The 16488-nt window shown below is 50.5% G+C and carries 14 protein-coding genes; 6 read left to right on the forward strand and 8 right to left on the reverse strand.

Translation table 11 applies throughout. The features are described from left to right. Nucleotides 1-219: 219 nt before the first annotated feature. The 6 genes from rpmH (at nucleotide 220) to AAC019_RS11215 (ending at nucleotide 5581) form a co-directional block, all read left to right on the forward strand. Complete coding sequence (gene rpmH, locus AAC019_RS11190) at nucleotides 220-354, forward strand: 50S ribosomal protein L34 (protein ID WP_041521949.1); 135 nt, start codon at nucleotides 220-222, stop codon at nucleotides 352-354. A gap of 138 nt (nucleotides 355-492) precedes the next feature. After that, nucleotides 493-882, forward strand: coding sequence for a ribonuclease P protein component (gene rnpA / locus AAC019_RS11195; RefSeq protein ID WP_339898966.1), 390 nt, complete (start codon nucleotides 493-495; stop codon nucleotides 880-882). Further along, the gene (gene yidD, locus AAC019_RS11200) at nucleotides 879-1130 is read left to right on the forward strand and encodes a membrane protein insertion efficiency factor YidD (RefSeq protein ID WP_339898967.1); all 252 of its coding nucleotides are present in this window, start codon (nucleotides 879-881) and stop codon (nucleotides 1128-1130) included. Before rnpA ends, yidD begins: the two co-directional genes overlap by 4 nt. A gap of 1 nt (nucleotide 1131) precedes the next feature. Further along, nucleotides 1132-2796, forward strand: a complete 1665-nt coding sequence (gene yidC, locus AAC019_RS11205) for a membrane protein insertase YidC (protein ID WP_339898995.1) — start codon at nucleotides 1132-1134, stop codon at nucleotides 2794-2796. Nucleotides 2797-2798: 2 nt separating this feature from the next. Then, on the forward strand, nucleotides 2799-4157 hold the full coding sequence (gene mnmE, locus AAC019_RS11210) for a tRNA uridine-5-carboxymethylaminomethyl(34) synthesis GTPase MnmE (protein WP_339898968.1): 1359 nt from the start codon (nucleotides 2799-2801) through the stop codon (nucleotides 4155-4157). Between the two features lie 203 nt (nucleotides 4158-4360). After that, complete coding sequence (locus tag AAC019_RS11215) at nucleotides 4361-5581, forward strand: site-specific integrase (protein ID WP_339898969.1); 1221 nt, start codon at nucleotides 4361-4363, stop codon at nucleotides 5579-5581. On the opposite strand, the gene AAC019_RS11220 is transcribed toward AAC019_RS11215, so the two are convergent. The 8 genes from AAC019_RS11220 to AAC019_RS11255 all read right to left on the reverse strand — a co-directional run bounded on the left by AAC019_RS11220 (nucleotide 5571) and on the right by AAC019_RS11255 (nucleotide 16300). Continuing rightward, on the reverse strand, nucleotides 5571-5948 hold the full coding sequence (locus AAC019_RS11220) for a helix-turn-helix domain-containing protein (protein ID WP_339898970.1): 378 nt from the start codon (nucleotides 5946-5948) through the stop codon (nucleotides 5571-5573). The two genes, AAC019_RS11215 and AAC019_RS11220, sit on opposite strands and share 11 nt — an antisense overlap. A gap of 588 nt (nucleotides 5949-6536) precedes the next feature. Next, nucleotides 6537-7373 carry a replication protein RepA gene (locus AAC019_RS11225; protein ID WP_339898972.1) on the reverse strand — a complete coding sequence of 279 codons (837 nt, stop codon included), beginning with the start codon at nucleotides 7371-7373 and terminating at the stop codon, nucleotides 6537-6539. After that, nucleotides 7373-7594 (reverse strand): helix-turn-helix domain-containing protein, encoded by a 222-nt coding sequence (locus AAC019_RS11230; RefSeq protein WP_339898973.1) that lies wholly within the window; start codon nucleotides 7592-7594, stop codon nucleotides 7373-7375. Before AAC019_RS11230 ends, AAC019_RS11225 begins: the two co-directional genes overlap by 1 nt. Before the next feature lie 114 nt (nucleotides 7595-7708). After that, complete coding sequence (gene traN, locus AAC019_RS11235; RefSeq protein WP_339898975.1) at nucleotides 7709-10543, reverse strand: conjugal transfer mating pair stabilization protein TraN; 2835 nt, start codon at nucleotides 10541-10543, stop codon at nucleotides 7709-7711. 149 nt (nucleotides 10544-10692) lie between these two features. Next, nucleotides 10693-11280, reverse strand: coding sequence for a FlhC family transcriptional regulator (locus AAC019_RS11240; RefSeq protein WP_339898976.1), 588 nt, complete (start codon nucleotides 11278-11280; stop codon nucleotides 10693-10695). After that, nucleotides 11277-11900 (reverse strand): hypothetical protein, encoded by a 624-nt coding sequence (locus AAC019_RS11245; RefSeq protein WP_339898977.1) that lies wholly within the window; start codon nucleotides 11898-11900, stop codon nucleotides 11277-11279. Before AAC019_RS11245 ends, AAC019_RS11240 begins: the two co-directional genes overlap by 4 nt. Before the next feature lie 687 nt (nucleotides 11901-12587). Further along, the gene (locus AAC019_RS11250) at nucleotides 12588-12875 is read right to left on the reverse strand and encodes a hypothetical protein (RefSeq protein WP_126841013.1); all 288 of its coding nucleotides are present in this window, start codon (nucleotides 12873-12875) and stop codon (nucleotides 12588-12590) included. Between the two features lie 11 nt (nucleotides 12876-12886). Beyond that, nucleotides 12887-16300 (reverse strand): conjugal transfer protein TraG N-terminal domain-containing protein, encoded by a 3414-nt coding sequence (locus AAC019_RS11255; protein ID WP_339898978.1) that lies wholly within the window; start codon nucleotides 16298-16300, stop codon nucleotides 12887-12889. Nucleotides 16301-16488 lie beyond the last annotated feature (188 nt).

Here is a 16488-nt window from a genome sequence, read left to right on the forward strand (position 1 = left end):
CCGCGAACTCACTCCCCTACCGGCAACCAACCCACCTGTGAATAAACCTGTGGGTAAACTATTTATAAGCTGACCACAAGCTATGCAAACTTACAAACGAACATAAAATAAGCGATTTATCCGGATAACGATTGATTTAAGCTCTGGATTTATATAGAATCGCGCCTCTTTTCGCACCCAGTGTGAGTAATTGAACAAGGTAATCGGTAGGTTAGCCCCATGAAAAGAACATTTCAGCCCAGCGTATTGAAGCGCGCACGCGCTCACGGTTTCCGCTCTCGTATGGCCACCAAAAACGGTCGTGCTGTATTAGCCCGCCGTCGTGCCAAAGGCCGTAAAAGCTTAGCAGTTTAAGCTTTTCGCTACGCGTGTGACCGTAAAGGGCACCGCTATAGCTTCTTTGTAAGAGCGCTTTTTGTCTCTTACGAAGGTCTATAGCGGTGCCCTTTGCTGTTTCTGCCTATCTACTTTTAACGCCCGAGGCAATCACCTGTGAGCAGCTACGCTTTCCCCAAAGCCCTGCGACTACTAAAGTCCGCTGACTTTCAGGCGGTGTTTGCCAATGCTCCTTTTCGTGCCTCCCATCAGCACCTTTTAATCCTCTCGCGCACCAATGGCTTCGATCACGCCCGTCTGGGGCTAATTATCGCTAAAAAGAACATCCGTTTAGCGGTGGGTCGCAACCGCGTTAAGCGCCAGATTCGCGAAAGTTTTCGTAAGCACCAGCAACAATTGCACGGCTTAGATGTTATTGTACTGGCTCGCCGGGGGCTGGATGAGTGCGACAACAGCGCGATTGAAAAAATGCTAAGTAAGCAATGGCAGCGCATCGCGCGTAAGCGGGACCAGGCGGCGGCAAAGCCGCAGGAGCAAACTCCGTGAGCTGGCTCGCGATCAAGCTTATTCACGCCTATCGCTACCTATTAAGCCCTTGGGTGGGCAATCAGTGTCGCTTTTATCCCACCTGCTCACACTATAGTGAGGAGGCTATTAATCGATTTGGCTTTATTAAAGGGGTTTATTTAACTCTGTGCCGACTTTTAAAATGTCACCCGTGGCACTCAGGCGGCTTCGACCCTGTACCTGACAACAAACTAACTCAATCGCAGACGACAAATGGCAAACATTAAGATGGACTGGCAAAAGAACCTGTTACTCGCGGCAATGGCGGCCGTGGTTATTATGCTCATTATGCGCTGGGACGACTTCGAGCAATCCCGCCCCCAAGCCGAACCAGCGGTAGCTACCAGTAATAGTTCGGGTAGCGCTATTCCCGGTGCGCCAGACGCCAGCGCTGGGGACGTACCCACGCTAGCATCGGCGGACGATCAGTCGCCCAGCAAGCCTGCCGCGCCAAGCCAGCAATCAATCACCGTAGTTACCGACTCTCTCGAGGTCAGCATTAACACCCTCGGCGGTGATATTACCCGGGTAGCTCTGCCGCGCCACTATGCGCATATCGATACCCCCGATCAGCCATTTGTGCTTATCCACAGCAACACCAACAAGACTTACAGCGTACAAAGTGGGTTGGTGGGCCAAAACGGTACCGATAGCGCCAAAGGTCGCCCCACATTTACCTCGGATGCGTCTCATTATGAATTGCCCGAGGGGCAAGACTCGCTGGCGGTAGACCTTACCTTTGCGCAAGATGGCGCCACTATCACCAAGCGCTTTACTTTTCATCGGGGCGAATACCGCGTCGATGTCGATTACCTGATTAACAACACCAGCGATGCTCCCTGGCAAGCGAGTGTGTACGGACAAATTAAACGCGACAGCCACGAGCCCGACTCAGATACCGGTATTGGCATGAAGCCATTTGTCGGCGCCGCGCTTACCACCAATGACGAGCGCTACAAAAAGTTCGACTTTGATGACCTGCAAGAAAAAACCTTTACCACCCAAATTGAAGGTGGCTGGGTGTCGATGGTGCAACACTACTTTATCAGTGCCTGGATCCCCAACGCCGAGTCGCAAAACAACTTCTTTTTGCGCCAGCAAGGCAACAATGACGTTTACCTGTTGGGCTTTACCAGCGAAGCGGTCACTGTACCGGCAAACAGCCAGGGTAAAATACACTCGCAGTTTTACGCCGGCCCCAAAGACACCACCAAACTTGAAGAGATTGCCCCCTACTTAGACCTCACCGTCGATTACGGCTGGCTGTGGTGGATGGCCAAGCCTTTGTTCAGTGTACTGGACTATATTCACAGCTTAATCGGCAATTGGGGCCTATCAATTATTGCCCTGACAATTATTATTAAAGCAATCTTCTTTAAGCTAAGTGCCACCAGCTACCGGTCTATGGCGCGGATGCGCAAACTCGCCCCCAAAATGAAAGAGCTAAAAGAGCGCTATGGCGACGACCGGCAAAAAATGTCGCAAGAGACCATGAAGCTCTACAAAACCGAAAAAGTGAACCCGTTAGGCGGTTGTTTACCCATGCTGGTACAGATGCCCGTGTTCCTCGCCCTGTACTGGGTACTCATGGAATCGGTTGAGCTGCGCCACACACCCTTTTTATGGATCCCAGATTTATCCGTTAAAGACCCGATCTTTGTTTTGCCGCTGCTGATGGGTTTCACCATGTGGCTCACCATGCGTTTAAGCCCGACGCCGCCGGACCCAATGCAAGCCAAGATCATGCAGTTTATGCCGGTCGTGTTTACCGCTATGTTCCTGTGGTTCCCGGCGGGCTTAGTACTTTACTGGGTAACCAACAACACTCTGTCGTTCTTGCAACAAATGTACATCACTAAACAGATCGACAAAGCGGACGCCGCGACCAACTAACCATGTACGTCAGTAACGACACGATTGCCGCCATCGCCACTGCCCCCGGGCGTGGCGGTGTCGGTATTATCCGGGTATCAGGCCCCGATGCGGCCGATATCGCCCAGGCCGTCACCGGCCAAACACTGTCCCCGCGCTACGCTCACTACTTACCTTTTACAGACACCCAGGCACGCGAGATAGACCAGGGCATTGCCCTCTACTTCCCCGGCCCCCACTCGTTTACCGGCGAAGATGTACTCGAGCTACAAGGCCACGGTGGCCCCGTGGTACTGGGGTTATTGCTGGAGGCGGTTAAGCACCACGGTGCCCGCATGGCAAGGCCTGGCGAATTCTCCGAGCGGGCGTTTTTAAACGATAAGCTCGATCTGGCTCAGGCGGAGGCCATTGCCGACCTGATCGAAGCCAGCTCCGAGCAAGCCGCACGCAACGCGCTAAGCTCCCTGCAGGGGGTGTTTTCCGATCAGGTGCACGCCTTAGTAGAGTCGCTGATTGCACTGCGCATATACGTAGAGGCCGCCATCGACTTCCCGGAAGAGGAAATCGACTTTCTCAGCGACGGCAAGGTTCAGAGTGACTTAAACGCTATTATCCACGAGTTGGACGCTCTGATTATTCGGGCAAAACAGGGGCAGCTGGTGCGCGATGGTATGCGGGTGGTGATCGCCGGCAAACCCAACGCCGGTAAATCCAGCTTGCTAAACGCGTTGGTCGAACGCGAAAGCGCCATTGTTACCGATATTGCCGGCACCACCCGGGATGTACTTAAAGAACATATTCATATCGACGGTATGCCACTGCATATCATCGATACCGCGGGGCTAAGAGAGGCCTCAGACGCGGTAGAGAAAATCGGTATCGAGCGGGCCTGGGCCGAAATCGATCAGGCCGACCGAATTATCTTACTCATCGACGCCCAAGAGGCGATCGAGCACCCCGACTGGCAACCGGAAAACGTCTGGCCCGAGTTTACCGAGCGCTTGCAGCACTCAGATAAAGTCAGTGTGGTATACAACAAGGTCGATTTAGTCAACGCCCCGGAGCTGCCACCGGCTAGTGTGCAAATCAGCGCCAAGACCGGTGTGGGTATCGACGCCTTAAAAGCACACCTTAAATCCTGCATGGGCTACCAAAGCACCACTGAAGGCACCTTTACCGCGCGCCAGCGCCACCTGGATGCCTTGGCTGCTGCCGCTAACTGCCTAACCCAGGGTGCCGAGCAGCTAGCCCTGCACGCCGCCGGCGAGCTACTGGCCGAGGATTTACGCGATGCGCAAAACCAGCTGTCAGAAATCACCGGGGAATTCACCCCGGATGACCTGCTGGGGCGAATCTTTTCGTCTTTTTGTATCGGGAAGTGAACCTCATTCTGAAGCGGTAAATCCCCGTGAAACCTATCAAAACATATCAAAATAACTTGTTGTTTTGTAAGGGGAATATTCGATTTTGCCTCAAAAACCTTTTTCCCGCGTTTTCTTCTAATTTGCTCCGTTTCACTATAAATTGATCCCAATTTGCTCCAAGGTTAGAATCTGGGAGCAATGGGATCAAGATTGGAGCAAACATGAAAGTATCTGTTAACAAGCGGAACCCCAACTCGAAGGGGCTTCAGGAGCTTCGCCTGGTGTACTACTACGGTGTGGTCGAAGGAAAGGATGGCAAGAAGAGACCTAAGCGGGATTACGAGCCTCTTAGGCTGTACGTGTATCACAATCCCAAGACTCAAGCTGAGCGGCAGCACAACAAGGAGATGATGCGTCAGGCAGAAGCAGCAAGGTCTGCGCGTCTCGTTGAGTCACATGCCAATAAATTCCAGCTTGAAGACCGCGTGAAACTAGCTTCAAGCTTCTTTGACTACTATGACCAATTAACCTCGACCAAAGAATCCGGAAGCGCATCTAATTATTCAATCTGGATCTCGGCAGGTAAGCACCTCAGAAACTACCACGGCAGAGCTGAACTCACCTTTGAGGAGATTGATAAGCCGTTCCTGGAAGGGTTCCGCAAGTACCTACTGGAGGAAAAGCTCACCAAATCGAAGACCCGGCTCGCCAAAAATACTGCATCGAGCTACTTCAATAAAGTCCGGGCTGCTCTGAATGAAGCATATCGAGAGGGCATGATCAGGGACAACCCGGTTCAACGGGTGAAAAGTGTCAAGGCAGAAAACACTAAGCGAACCTACCTCTCTCTGGATGAGGTTCGTGCGCTGACAAAAGCAGAGTGTCGCTACGATGTCCTGAAACGCGCTTTTTTGTTCAGTTGCACTACCGGTCTCCGCTGGAGTGACATCAATAAACTCACATGGCGTGAAATTGAGGAGTTTGAGCCCGGCCACTATCGAATCATTTTTGACCAGCAAAAGCTCAAGAACGGTGGGAACTCCCTTGTGTATCTGGACCTTCCAGACTCGGCTGTAAAGCTGTTGGATATAGATCAAAAGGGCGAACCAGACGACCGAGTTTTCGTCGGCCTCAAGTACAATAGCTACTTCAACGTGGCGCTGCTGCAATGGGCAATGAGAGCTGGGATAACAAAACACGTTACTTTCCACGCTGGACGACACACTTTCGCCGTTGCGCAGCTCAACCGGGGAGTAGACATATACTCACTCTCTAGGCTTCTTGGACACAGTGAATTACGTACTACCGAAATATACGCCGACATTCTTGAGAGTCGCCGCGTAACGGCCATGAGAAGCTTTCCAGACATATTCAAAGAGCGTGAAAGTGAGGACAATAGATGCTCCCGCTGTGGGCAGGCAGTCCCCATGGCTATCGCTTAGGCGCTTTACGTCTAGGACGGCGAGAGTTCTTCATAAACTGCTCAACGTCGTTCTGCACATCCTTCTGAGATTTGATGCGGTTGGCCTCAACCCAATCCAAAAGGTCCGAGCGTTTAATCAATACACGATTCCCCCCCGGCTTTGTAAAGCTGATTCTTTTCTCATGAGTCAGCTTGTAGATATAGCTCCGCTTTGAACCGATCAAAGCTGCCGCCTCATCGACAGTAAGATACTCCTTTCCAGAAGGAGGGAGGTTCACGTTACTGGTGTCGTTCGACGCTGTTCCCGAAACGAAATCAGCCAAAATTTTTTTGATTTCCGCCAATTCATTCATCACACACGATAACTGTTCTGCTTCAGACATCATTCACCCACATTGTCTTTGATTCGCTTTGATGGGTTTATGATGAAGGAGAGAGGTGCGAAACGACGGGTCTGCTTTTGCCCATTTTGGGCGGTTTGAGCCGAATTGAGAAACTTTTCTGGAAAGTGCCTACATCAATGCAATTTGCTGGCTTTCCACATTTCCCCTGTCACCAATAGTTGTAAATTATTATTTGTTTAAAACTACTTGAAAAGAACTACTTGCAGACTTTCCATGCAACGAACTTTTTAATTAAAATCAATCGGTTATGGGTTAATCATTCCTTCCAAGCGTGGCGCTAGTGTCGTAAAGGTGTGGCGCTAGTGACGTAGCTGGCGTGGCGCTAGTGTCGTGGATAACTTGCGAAAACCTGCTAGCCCCCTTGATTTCACAGGCCTGGCTACTGTGTGGCGCTAGTGACGTGGATAACATCAGTTATGAACAGGGTTATCCACCAAGGGGCGAATTCGACTTAACCCGAATGCCGTCCGTAGTAGCTGTAATTATCATAATTACCGTAATCGAAGTAGGCTAACTAGGACTTTGAATGAGGAGACGCGAACGAAGAAGGATTCGCCCCGAGGCTTTTGTTCACCTAGGGGCGATATGAGGATTCGTCTTGGTAATTATCAGTTTATCGCTTTGAAATAGCGTGCTGTTGAAAATCTCATGATGGAAAATAGACGCTAATATAGCGGCATTTTCCAGCTTTCGGCGGAAGTCTCTCCGCTCCTTCGTTTCACTGCTGAACTGAAGCTTCAGAGCATCAAGCGGGATTTCAATTTGCTTTCTGCGCGACATCGAGTGGACTCGCCAATTCCACCAACAGTAGAAATCGATGGCGAGCGGGTTTTTAGTCAAAGCTTTGATCGCGTGGGCGGAAACTGGCACAGCATTGCTCAAAATGCTTTGATAGAACTCTTCATCTAGACGGATCGTTGATGACCAACTCGAATTTTTACCAGGGCGCATTGAGATAAGCGCCTTACGGGATACAAGCACATTCTCAATTTCTACCCCGTTTCCCAGCGCTCTCTCTATCTGAAAGGTAGAGCGAGCCAAACGATTGACCTGTTCAAGCAGTAGAGCTGCATATCGACCACTATTGCTTAGTCCAAGACTTTTCAGGAATTGGCTTTGGCTTGTATCAATAGCAAGCTCAGGGCTTTTCTGTCGCTTGGCTTGTGTGGTTAACCATGCCAATAAAAGCCTTACCAGTCCCCCTGCGGGAACACGCTCGCTGGACAATACCGACACTTTGACATTGCCATTGGTGCGCTGAAACAGGTTTTTATCAGTATTGGCCGCAGGCAATGGACTAAGCTGACAAAACAGCTGCGGCATGAACCATGTTTCAGGGTTCAGCTCTTGATTTTCTGCCTGCTCAATAAGACTTTGATGGTAGGCAGTAAAGGGCTTGCCTCCCATCAATCCACCTTCCGACGCTCAAGCCAATCCTCTACGTCAGCGCGCTTCCAGCGTACCGCTTTTGTAGTTACAGCAATGGGTTTTGGAAAATCAGCGTTCTTATCTGCCCGAATGCGGCTCAGCGTCGGATTTGAAATGCGTAAAAGTCGTTGAACATCACGTACCGTTAAAAGCACGTCCGACTCAACGTGATGCTCTCGATCTTTCTTTTGGGATTTCATAAAAATAGCTCCTTTGATTTCTCTAGGAGCTATTTTCGGTTTAACTACCTTTAACCGAAGAACGCGCTTTTTACCATTTTGGGCGCATAAGGCAGTTTTTCAGTATTTTTATCGTTAGGTTCCTGGCCCGCCCGGATTCACTTCTATTTTGTCCATTGCCTCCCGACGCTTTGCATCCACGTCTATGTCATCAACGCGATCCATTGCACGCTGATCAGCAGGCAAACGGTCCCCGTCGATATTGAAAACACTGCCAGAGCCTGTGAGGGCGTCCATAGATATATTGGATCCATTGGGAAACTGACCGTTCTGCTGGAGAATGGCAAGCCACTCATCCAGATCGACCGCATCCCAGTTTATTTGAGCGATCTGCTCAAAGGGAATGCCTCCACAACTCGGATTCTTAGGGGTTCCGAAGTCCTGACCAAACTGAGGCCGCACCTGTTCCTGGATGATTCGAGACAGTGGTGAGTTGAAGCAGCAATACGCTTTACGCTTCTCGATGCAGGCTCCGAGAACCTCTTCCTTACAGTATGAGCCGACGTAAGTGCAGCTATCCGTCGCCCGTTTGGTGTTCATTTCCAGCTCTTCCTGTTCGCAGGCATAGACCATTTGAATTACGGCCACAGCGACCACATACACCGTGTAGACCGTCATCGCCGCACCCAGCATGGAAGCGGCTTGGTTCGCCATTTCCGTCATTGCCTCCTCAGCCGCTCTATCTGCCGTAGCAGTGGCTGCCGCCTCGGTCGCGCCATCCTGGGCCAAATTACCCATCACGTCCTGCAACATACCCTTAGCCTGCTCTTTCAGCTTTTCTATGAGCTGGTTCTTCAGCTCCTCGATAGGCGACCAGATCTCTTCGACGGCACCAGAGATGTTATCCATGTAGTTCGTGAAAGGCTGGGACACTTCCGTCCAAGCGTTCATGACTGGCTCACGAAGGGTTTGGTACGAGCTTTTGATGATGTTGGTATCCTCAAGCGCCAATACCGCACCATCAAGCTTCGGAACCTGGCGAATCATCATTAGGTAATCAGCCATGCTCACGTTAGAGGGTTTCTCGCAGCAGTCCGAAACGCCGCCAACGGCAATCTTGCATTCCCCCGCTTCACCACCGAAGGCGGTGCAAGTCACGTTCTCTTCACCAGTTGCGTTGCCATCTTCATCCTGGCCGGTGCAGCTCATGTCCTGAGTCATAAACTGAGCAGCGTTCAGCAACGCTGAGGCTTTGGCGAAGTTCGCGGTTTGGTCAGTAGATTGTGTCGGGTCAAGGCAATCGTCTCCCATACAACGGATGGCCCCGCCGCATTGGTACTCGGTTTTTTTCTCAACAGTGTCGATGTCCACACTGCTTCCGCAGTCCCACGTCTCTTCTTTGACATAGCACACGCCAGAGTTACCCTGAGCACCACCAACACACTCCGAGCTGATAAAGCCGCACTGAGGGTTTTCTTCGTACTGCTGGCACGTATTTAGGTTGCCACCTTCGTTGACTGGGCACTGCTCCTCACCGTTGACATCGGTGTAGCACTCCATATCCCCTTTGTAGAAATCGAAGTCGGCATCTACAGCGACTTTCTTGCAAAGGTTGGGGATACCGGGGATGGGAGAAGGCTTCAGGCTGTCCTCGCAGATTTTGATGCCATTGGTGTAGGTGCAGCCTTCCGCGTCACGCGGGTCGTCCACGCAGGTCAGACTCCCTTCTGCAAAACCATCCACCACGCCAGTAGCAGATTCGATGCAGCTATCCGGTGACCACTCATCTTTGATTATGGCTTTAGAGGGGTCGTACTTAATACGGATCTTCCCGAAGCCTTCACCCTCACCCGAGACGGATACGCGAATTTTGAAGCGAATCACCGAGTCTTCAGGGGCGTTCCGGAAGTAGCTGGTCAGATCCAGATTAGGGTTCTCGTCCCAGCTTGTACTCAATTCACACGCACCGGCGGCTGTCTCAGGCGGGAAATTGTTATTGGGTCCAGACCAAACCTTTACTTCTTCACCAGGCTCACCAATCCATATCTGCATGTAGTCATCCCACTTGGCACGGATCAACGTGGCCTGAGTAATGGCAGCAGGATTGACGACTTTGATTTCCGTGAATTCCTCGTAAATCGAGCAGCTACCACTCCAGTAGTTGTCCCCCACCTTGCCGATCCACACGTCAGAACATCCACCACCAGCTCCATCACATGGGGAAATGTTGTATGGACCGTTATGATGCTTCACCACTGCTGCTTCATAGTCGTGAATAACTTCACAGGTTGCACTTTTGTCGGTCACACGGTCGCAGGTTTCGTACTCTGGGTTGTGTACCGACATGGTAATTTCGTCGAAGGTTGTTTCGGCGGAACAATCGCCGAAGCCTTCAGCAATCACATCAATGTTTTCGTATGTGGCGTTGGTGAGCCCCAACATCGGGTCGGAACTGAAATCCGGGCGACTTTGATTTGAGGAGTCCACCAGAACTTTATACGCGGCACCTGAGATAGAGGGGGTGTCGCTGTAGGCATCTTCCCAGAGGGAGTCCTTTGCCTCGCTACCGGTTTCGCCCATTCCCTCTTCCGAGTCATAGATTCCCTGAAGCTGATCGAGGTCAGGGGCTATGCCATCAGAGAAATATTCGTTCTGGACGGAGGTGTTGGAAGGGTTGCTACCTGGGTACAGGCTTTGAACGCTGAATTGGATGCCGCCCTGGTACTGTAGATTGCCATTTTCGTCCTTGGTGGGCACAGTGATTTGCCCGTTCTGGACCTTGGCTGGAGTGTTTTTGGCTTCGTTACCAAGCTCCATACCCAGATTCTGGCCTTCGCGACCGAGCTGACTTAAAAAGTCCTGGCTATCAACTTCAGGTGACTCTTGAGCCACGCCGTGAAGGGGCATCAGAGTCGTGGTGACAGTTAAAAGGTAGGCAATGGCTCTCATCAAGCCTGGTGAATTTCGCATATTGACCTCTCCGAAAATCTTTTCGAGAGATCATATCGAGCATCCGGCCCTCCCAGCGGATGTGTAATTTACCGTTTTGGGCGCATAGCGTTAAATTGCCCAAATTTTCTTTCACATGTGAAAGTTTTTCAAAGTTGGCGAAAGGTAGCTCAAGCTGGCTCAGCGAAGACTTCAACCGCTGGCATCTCCGCACCTTTCGCATTCAGTGGCTGAAAACAGTGCGGGCAGTGTATTCCCGTCGCCTGATTCACAGAGGTGAAAAAGTCACACCCGCAGTCGCAACAATGCTCAAACATCGCGTCCCCAGAGCGCATCTCCGACGCCAAGCACCAGGCATCAGAAATCGTAAACATCTCGAATGCTTCCTTACCTATTGGCGAGATGACAGGGGCAATCTCACTGATTGCTGCACGATACATCCGGTATGCACGATCCAGCGCAGAAATGCAGGTTGAGGACTCAACGAATGTCCCGCCCATTTGTCGATAAAATCCCATCAGAAGCGAAGCGTGGAGCTTGGAAAGCTGATTAGTTACCAAGGAAGCGCCACTTTTGATGGTATTGGAGGTCCTGTTTTTGCCGACCTCCAACCCATCATCTTCCAGATCTCGGTAAATCCTGCGTACCTGTTTATCTGTCAATCCAGTCTCCAGGATGATAATGCGAGTCACGTATCCCATGAGAGCCATCTCACGTGCTTGAACCCACAGGTGCAACGGGTTATTACGGGTATTCATACGTTGCCTCCCACCGACAGGCTCTGCTGATACTTTATGAAGAACGCCTGTCTACGCTTACGAAGGTCTGCTGAAGGCAACAGACCTTCGACAATCTCCGGCCCAAATCGCAGAGTGCAGGCTGTACAAATTTCTGTTACCAGTTGACGGATCTGATTATCGGTTGCCTCAGCCACAGCCTTCGCCAGTGAATGGCTGACACCAAATGCGGTTGCGGCCATTGGAGCGTCCCGGCGAGCCAAGTTTCTGAGCGTCAGCCAGTACGTCACATCAAACTCTCGCTCCACACCCTCCATTCCAGCAAATCCAGGTGGAATAGCGCGTTCGTACTCAGCAGATAGGAAGTTAGACACTTCCGGTTCCGGTGTGTGTAACTGAAAGCTTAAAACTACGCCTGAAGCCAACTTGGACAATTGGTGAGGTGGCGTGGCAGCCAAGGCCACCACTGTGCTTTGCGGTAGTGAAAACTGCTCTCTGGCTACACTCGGAGCATGGCGGCAGAGAGTTGCCAGCAGGTTCCAAAGGGTGAGATCCAACTCAAACACATTTTGATCCGGGCGCTGCTCAGTAATCTGAGCAGCCTGGTTATCCAGATCGGACATTGAAATTATAGGTGACATTGTTACGCCTCCTCTGTGAATCGCTTCTTGTAAGACGTTGGCAGATACAGAGTAAGTGCAACCCCACCGGCAACAGACAGTGCAAAATAGGCTAAATCATCTGAAGTCAGCAACTGTCCTATACAAAAATAGATGAACCCTACGAGAACGAACCAAAGGCATTTTTCAGCAAACATAACTACTCCTCAATAATTAAAGCAAAGCATTGCAAAACATATCAATATAAATACCACGAGATCCGGGATATGCAAGGGGTTTTACTGTGTTTTTTTACAGTATCATTTTATGGTTCTATGAACGGAATATTGAGCGACTTGCATTTATAGAGAGCAGAGGTAGGATTTAACTTAGGATAATTTTCATCGGAAAATAGGCTATGAAACTATTAATCTTCGTCCTTCTAACTTTGTTCGTTAGTTACAAAATTGCTGGCATCGGCGGCTTGATATTATCGCTCGTTCCGCTCGCGTTAATTTTGAGCTTTACTGTTAGCAGAAGGAACGCACAATCAGGTTGCAACGTACATTCATCGCAGCAGGATCGTTCGTCAGTTTGGGATGACAGCCAAATAGACAGGATTCCGTTCACATCGCCAGATGGTTCAGGACCACAATTTGAAAAATGGGACGGTCAACCTTGGACAGGCCAATAGAAGAGAGCTGGATGAAACCAGCTCTCTAAGGTAAGTTATCGAGTTAACAAAATTTCAATCCCCTTTCCCGCTAATCGCCTAGTGTCATATCTCCGCCCGATTGGTAACCGAACGCTTAGAGCTGCAATCTTCATTTCGAACGCCCTTACACCTGCTTTCTTCGCCAGCTTTTCAAGCAGAGCATTAGTCAGAATGATCGAGCGCATATTTTCTCTATGAGCGTATATTCGCATCCTCATCTTCTCCCCGCAGGGTGCCATGAATTCGCCCGCTTCCGCGTGTCCAATAATCTTATCAATCACTGCCACAGCTTCTCTTTTCATGAAACGCTCCTTTACTCTCCATTCTGTACAGCCATATAGCGGCTTACTGGCATCAGATAACCCCCGGCCTGCTCGCGCCCGGCACCCGCAGAAGCCTCAATAATGTCTGCTGCTTTGTTTGCCAGATCGGCGTCACCGCCGAACTCACTTTGAAGTTGCTGCCTGTATTCAGCTTCACGCCCGTCACTTGCTCCCAGTAGCGACGACGCAAACAGTTGCGCACCGGCTTCAGACTGAAGGCCATGCTCATTAACAGCCGTTTGGGCTGCCATCTCACGGAACTCGTCACCATATTGCTCAACAAAACGCTGTGCGTGCTCCGCACCTTCCTCTGATGCACTGGCAAACGCTGCCGCAAAGAACATCCCACGTTCCCTAATGGACATGTCTTTAGCAGCTTCCGACAAATCACTTTCTCCAGTAATCCACTCTTTGGCCGCTGTGTATCCGCTGACCCCGGCACCGATAATCGAACGCCCCAGATCTGCGGCTCCAGTCGCGATATGACCCGCTACGCCGTACTCATCCTGGATGTACTGATCGCCACGGTTTGAATCAGCGATAAACTGGTCGCGCTCTTGGGGAGTCATGGCCGCGAGGTGCTCCATCGAACCTGCAAAATCATCCGAGAAACCGCCTGCTCCAGCACTAACCCCACCAACTACTTGGTCGAAGAATCGGCCAATACCCTCGGTAGTAGAGAAGATACTCGCCGAGCTAGATGGCTCGACTTCAGACGCCATAATTTGACTTCTCAGAGCACCGAGCCGCTCTCCCCGGTAGTCGTCTCTGTTTTCAGAGTCTGCCGCTTCTACGTGGCTTAGGTTTTGGTTATGACGCTGAAGCACTGCGCTCTCCCCAGGCACACCTGCCCTGGCCTGATTTTTTTGTTCTTTCGACATGCTCTGAGGTTCTTGAAGCTCTCGCGCACCTATACCATGCGTTATCGCTGGAGAGCTTTCCAAAAGATCTTGCTGTGCATTGGAATCTTTCACGGTTGTCGCGCTGCCCGTAGCACTTGCGATGGTTTCGGCAGCAATAGCCTGTTCCGATGCTTTACCAGAATTAAGAAGCGCATAGAGCTGACCGCCTGCGGTTGCTCTTGCTGAATCCATTCCCAACGCTTCATAAAACTGGGATTTTTCAGCCGCAAGTTGGCGTGTTTCGGGTGAAGCCATCCGCATCCCATCTCTTAGCTGTGAATGAGCTTCAGGACTGCTGGTTACTGTCTCCGCCAGGGCCCTCATATCCATTGCACTCGTCGTTCCAATGCTCGATTGAGCGCTGGCGAGACGCTGATAAGTATTTTGTGCTGTTAAGGCTTGGGTCGCAGATTCAGAAAACTGCTCACGCTGCTCCTCTCCAAGAGAGTTCGTAAAGCGCTGACCACTCTGCGTATTGACCTGACGAGCTATATCCCTAGTCAAAGCTGCTGAATCGCTGTCAGTGAAACCAACATTCTTGGCAAGCCGGTCCATATCGCCTGTAAGCTGCTGACGTTGATCGGTGGAGGTAGAAGTTGCCGAACCAGAAATTCCTCCTTTGACATCGACTGGTGCTGCCTTCGCTATTGCCATTCCAGCAGGGCCAGCCAACAGGGCTCCCGCAACCTGCCCGGCATCAACATTCGCACTGGCTTGCATACCAATCGCCCCAGCAATGGCATCTGTATGGCTCTCATTCAAACCATATTGTCGAGCGTAATCCTGAGCTTGGCCGTAAATCGCCTGTGCATGTGAAGAGTCAGATGCACGAAGGGATTGCCCAAGCCCTTGTAAACGGGCATAGCTCTGTTCAGCAGAGGCCCCGGAGAAAACAGAATTAGAAAGCTGGGATGCAAACGACTGTGTTGCTTGGGCAGACGATGCCTGGGAGGAACTAACCGCACTACTGAGCATGCTACCGACGTTCACCTTATCCACCATGCTCTCAGAACCGGTAAGTTGAAGCCCTCGGAAGTCATCAAATTGAGATTTCGGCATCATGTCCAACGCCGCTGAGGGCTTAATGGCGTCGGGAGTAGAGATTTTCTCGTTGATATGATCACCGCCATTCAAACGGCCTGCGAGGGAAGTCATTGCGTACGTGGAGCCGGTTACAACAAACAGAGTAATCACTGGAGTGGCCGCAGCCAACATGCCTCCCGTTGCAAGCCAATTAGATGTTATTTGGTATGCCTCGCTTATCCCGTGGAAAGTAGAAAACGGATCGTTCTCCAGGGCACTCAACGCACCTGTAGCGGACATATGAATATAGAGGTTAATGATTGACAACACCGGCATCCAGAGCTGAATCCATGCGAGTGTCACCAAATACTTTCCGACCAAGCCGATACCGAACCGGCCCATCAACATAAAGAATGCAGCCAGAGGTGTTACGGCATAAACGAAACCCTCGAAAAACGTCATCATCGGGCGAACGATAGTCATAAACATTGATTGTTCAGCAGCCCATTGAGTATTCCTTTGCTGAATAGCTTGGTTCAGCATAATTGCCGACGAGTAATCCCGCATATCCTGATACTTTCCCTGGGCAGCATCTTCATATATCGGTTTAAGCACGGTTGTTAGTATGTAGTCCTGAGCATTAGATCCCGTCATACCAAGACTCGCTAATGCATCATAAAGGCGATTTGACACACCGACTCCAGCGACATCGCCACTAGCGTCTCTCATTCCTCGCTCGATGGCTTCATGAACCAAATAGTTGCCTTTAACTTCATTCAGTGCGTTGCTAAGCGCGACAAACCCTTCAGAACAAGTGTAATCCTGGGGAGAGCCACCAAGATAAAGCCGAGTTCCATATAAGTCTGATTCAAAACGAAGTGCTTGCATTGCAGGGGCGGTAAATAAGTCTTGAATTGACGCTTGATGCAAATCAATTTTTGTTAGCGTGCATTCTCGTATGTAGTTGTGAATTGAAAGCTCGACGTTGACACCCTCTCCACCAACAGCGTTATCCATTGCTTTAAATACAACCGGGTTAACGGCAGCATCTTGAAGCTGATTTATCAGGTGAAGGGAGTCAGCAAATCGATTCTGTGTCGAACCCGGTGAAATAAATGAATACCCCTGCTCGAATAGGCTTGTAACTGAGTACCCGACATTTGAGACAACAGAACCAACCGCTGCTGGCCCCACTGGGACATTATCAACGACCCGAACTTCGCCAGAGTACGCATCTTCAATAAGGACAGTCGTGGATGGTCCAAATGCCATAGCATAGAAAATCCATGCCACCAAAATAGTGCCAATCTGTATTTCCTTGGCTCCATTCATAATCGATTGGAAGAAAACTATTAAGACACCGATAAGCAGCCCTACCGATGCCATCTGTGTGAAATCGCCAGTTCCCGTGATCATGGAAACAGCTATCAAGACCTGCTCCAAGAATGCCGAATCACCGACAGAGTGTATGGTCCACATTGGGAAATCTCCTGTTAAAAACTCCCCCTCATACTAAATACTCCTATCACTAGACCACGCACGTGTTCTTGCCCATTTTGGGCGCAAAGCCAAATTTAGGGTAAGTTTGTACCGTCAGTACAAACCATTGTTTTTTATGGATTAACCAAAGTTTTTGGGTTGCGTTTTCTTAAAGTCGTGAGACACTT

Source organism: uncultured Gilvimarinus sp. (genome assembly GCF_963975215.1).
Lineage (GTDB): Bacteria > Pseudomonadota > Gammaproteobacteria > Pseudomonadales > Cellvibrionaceae > Gilvimarinus.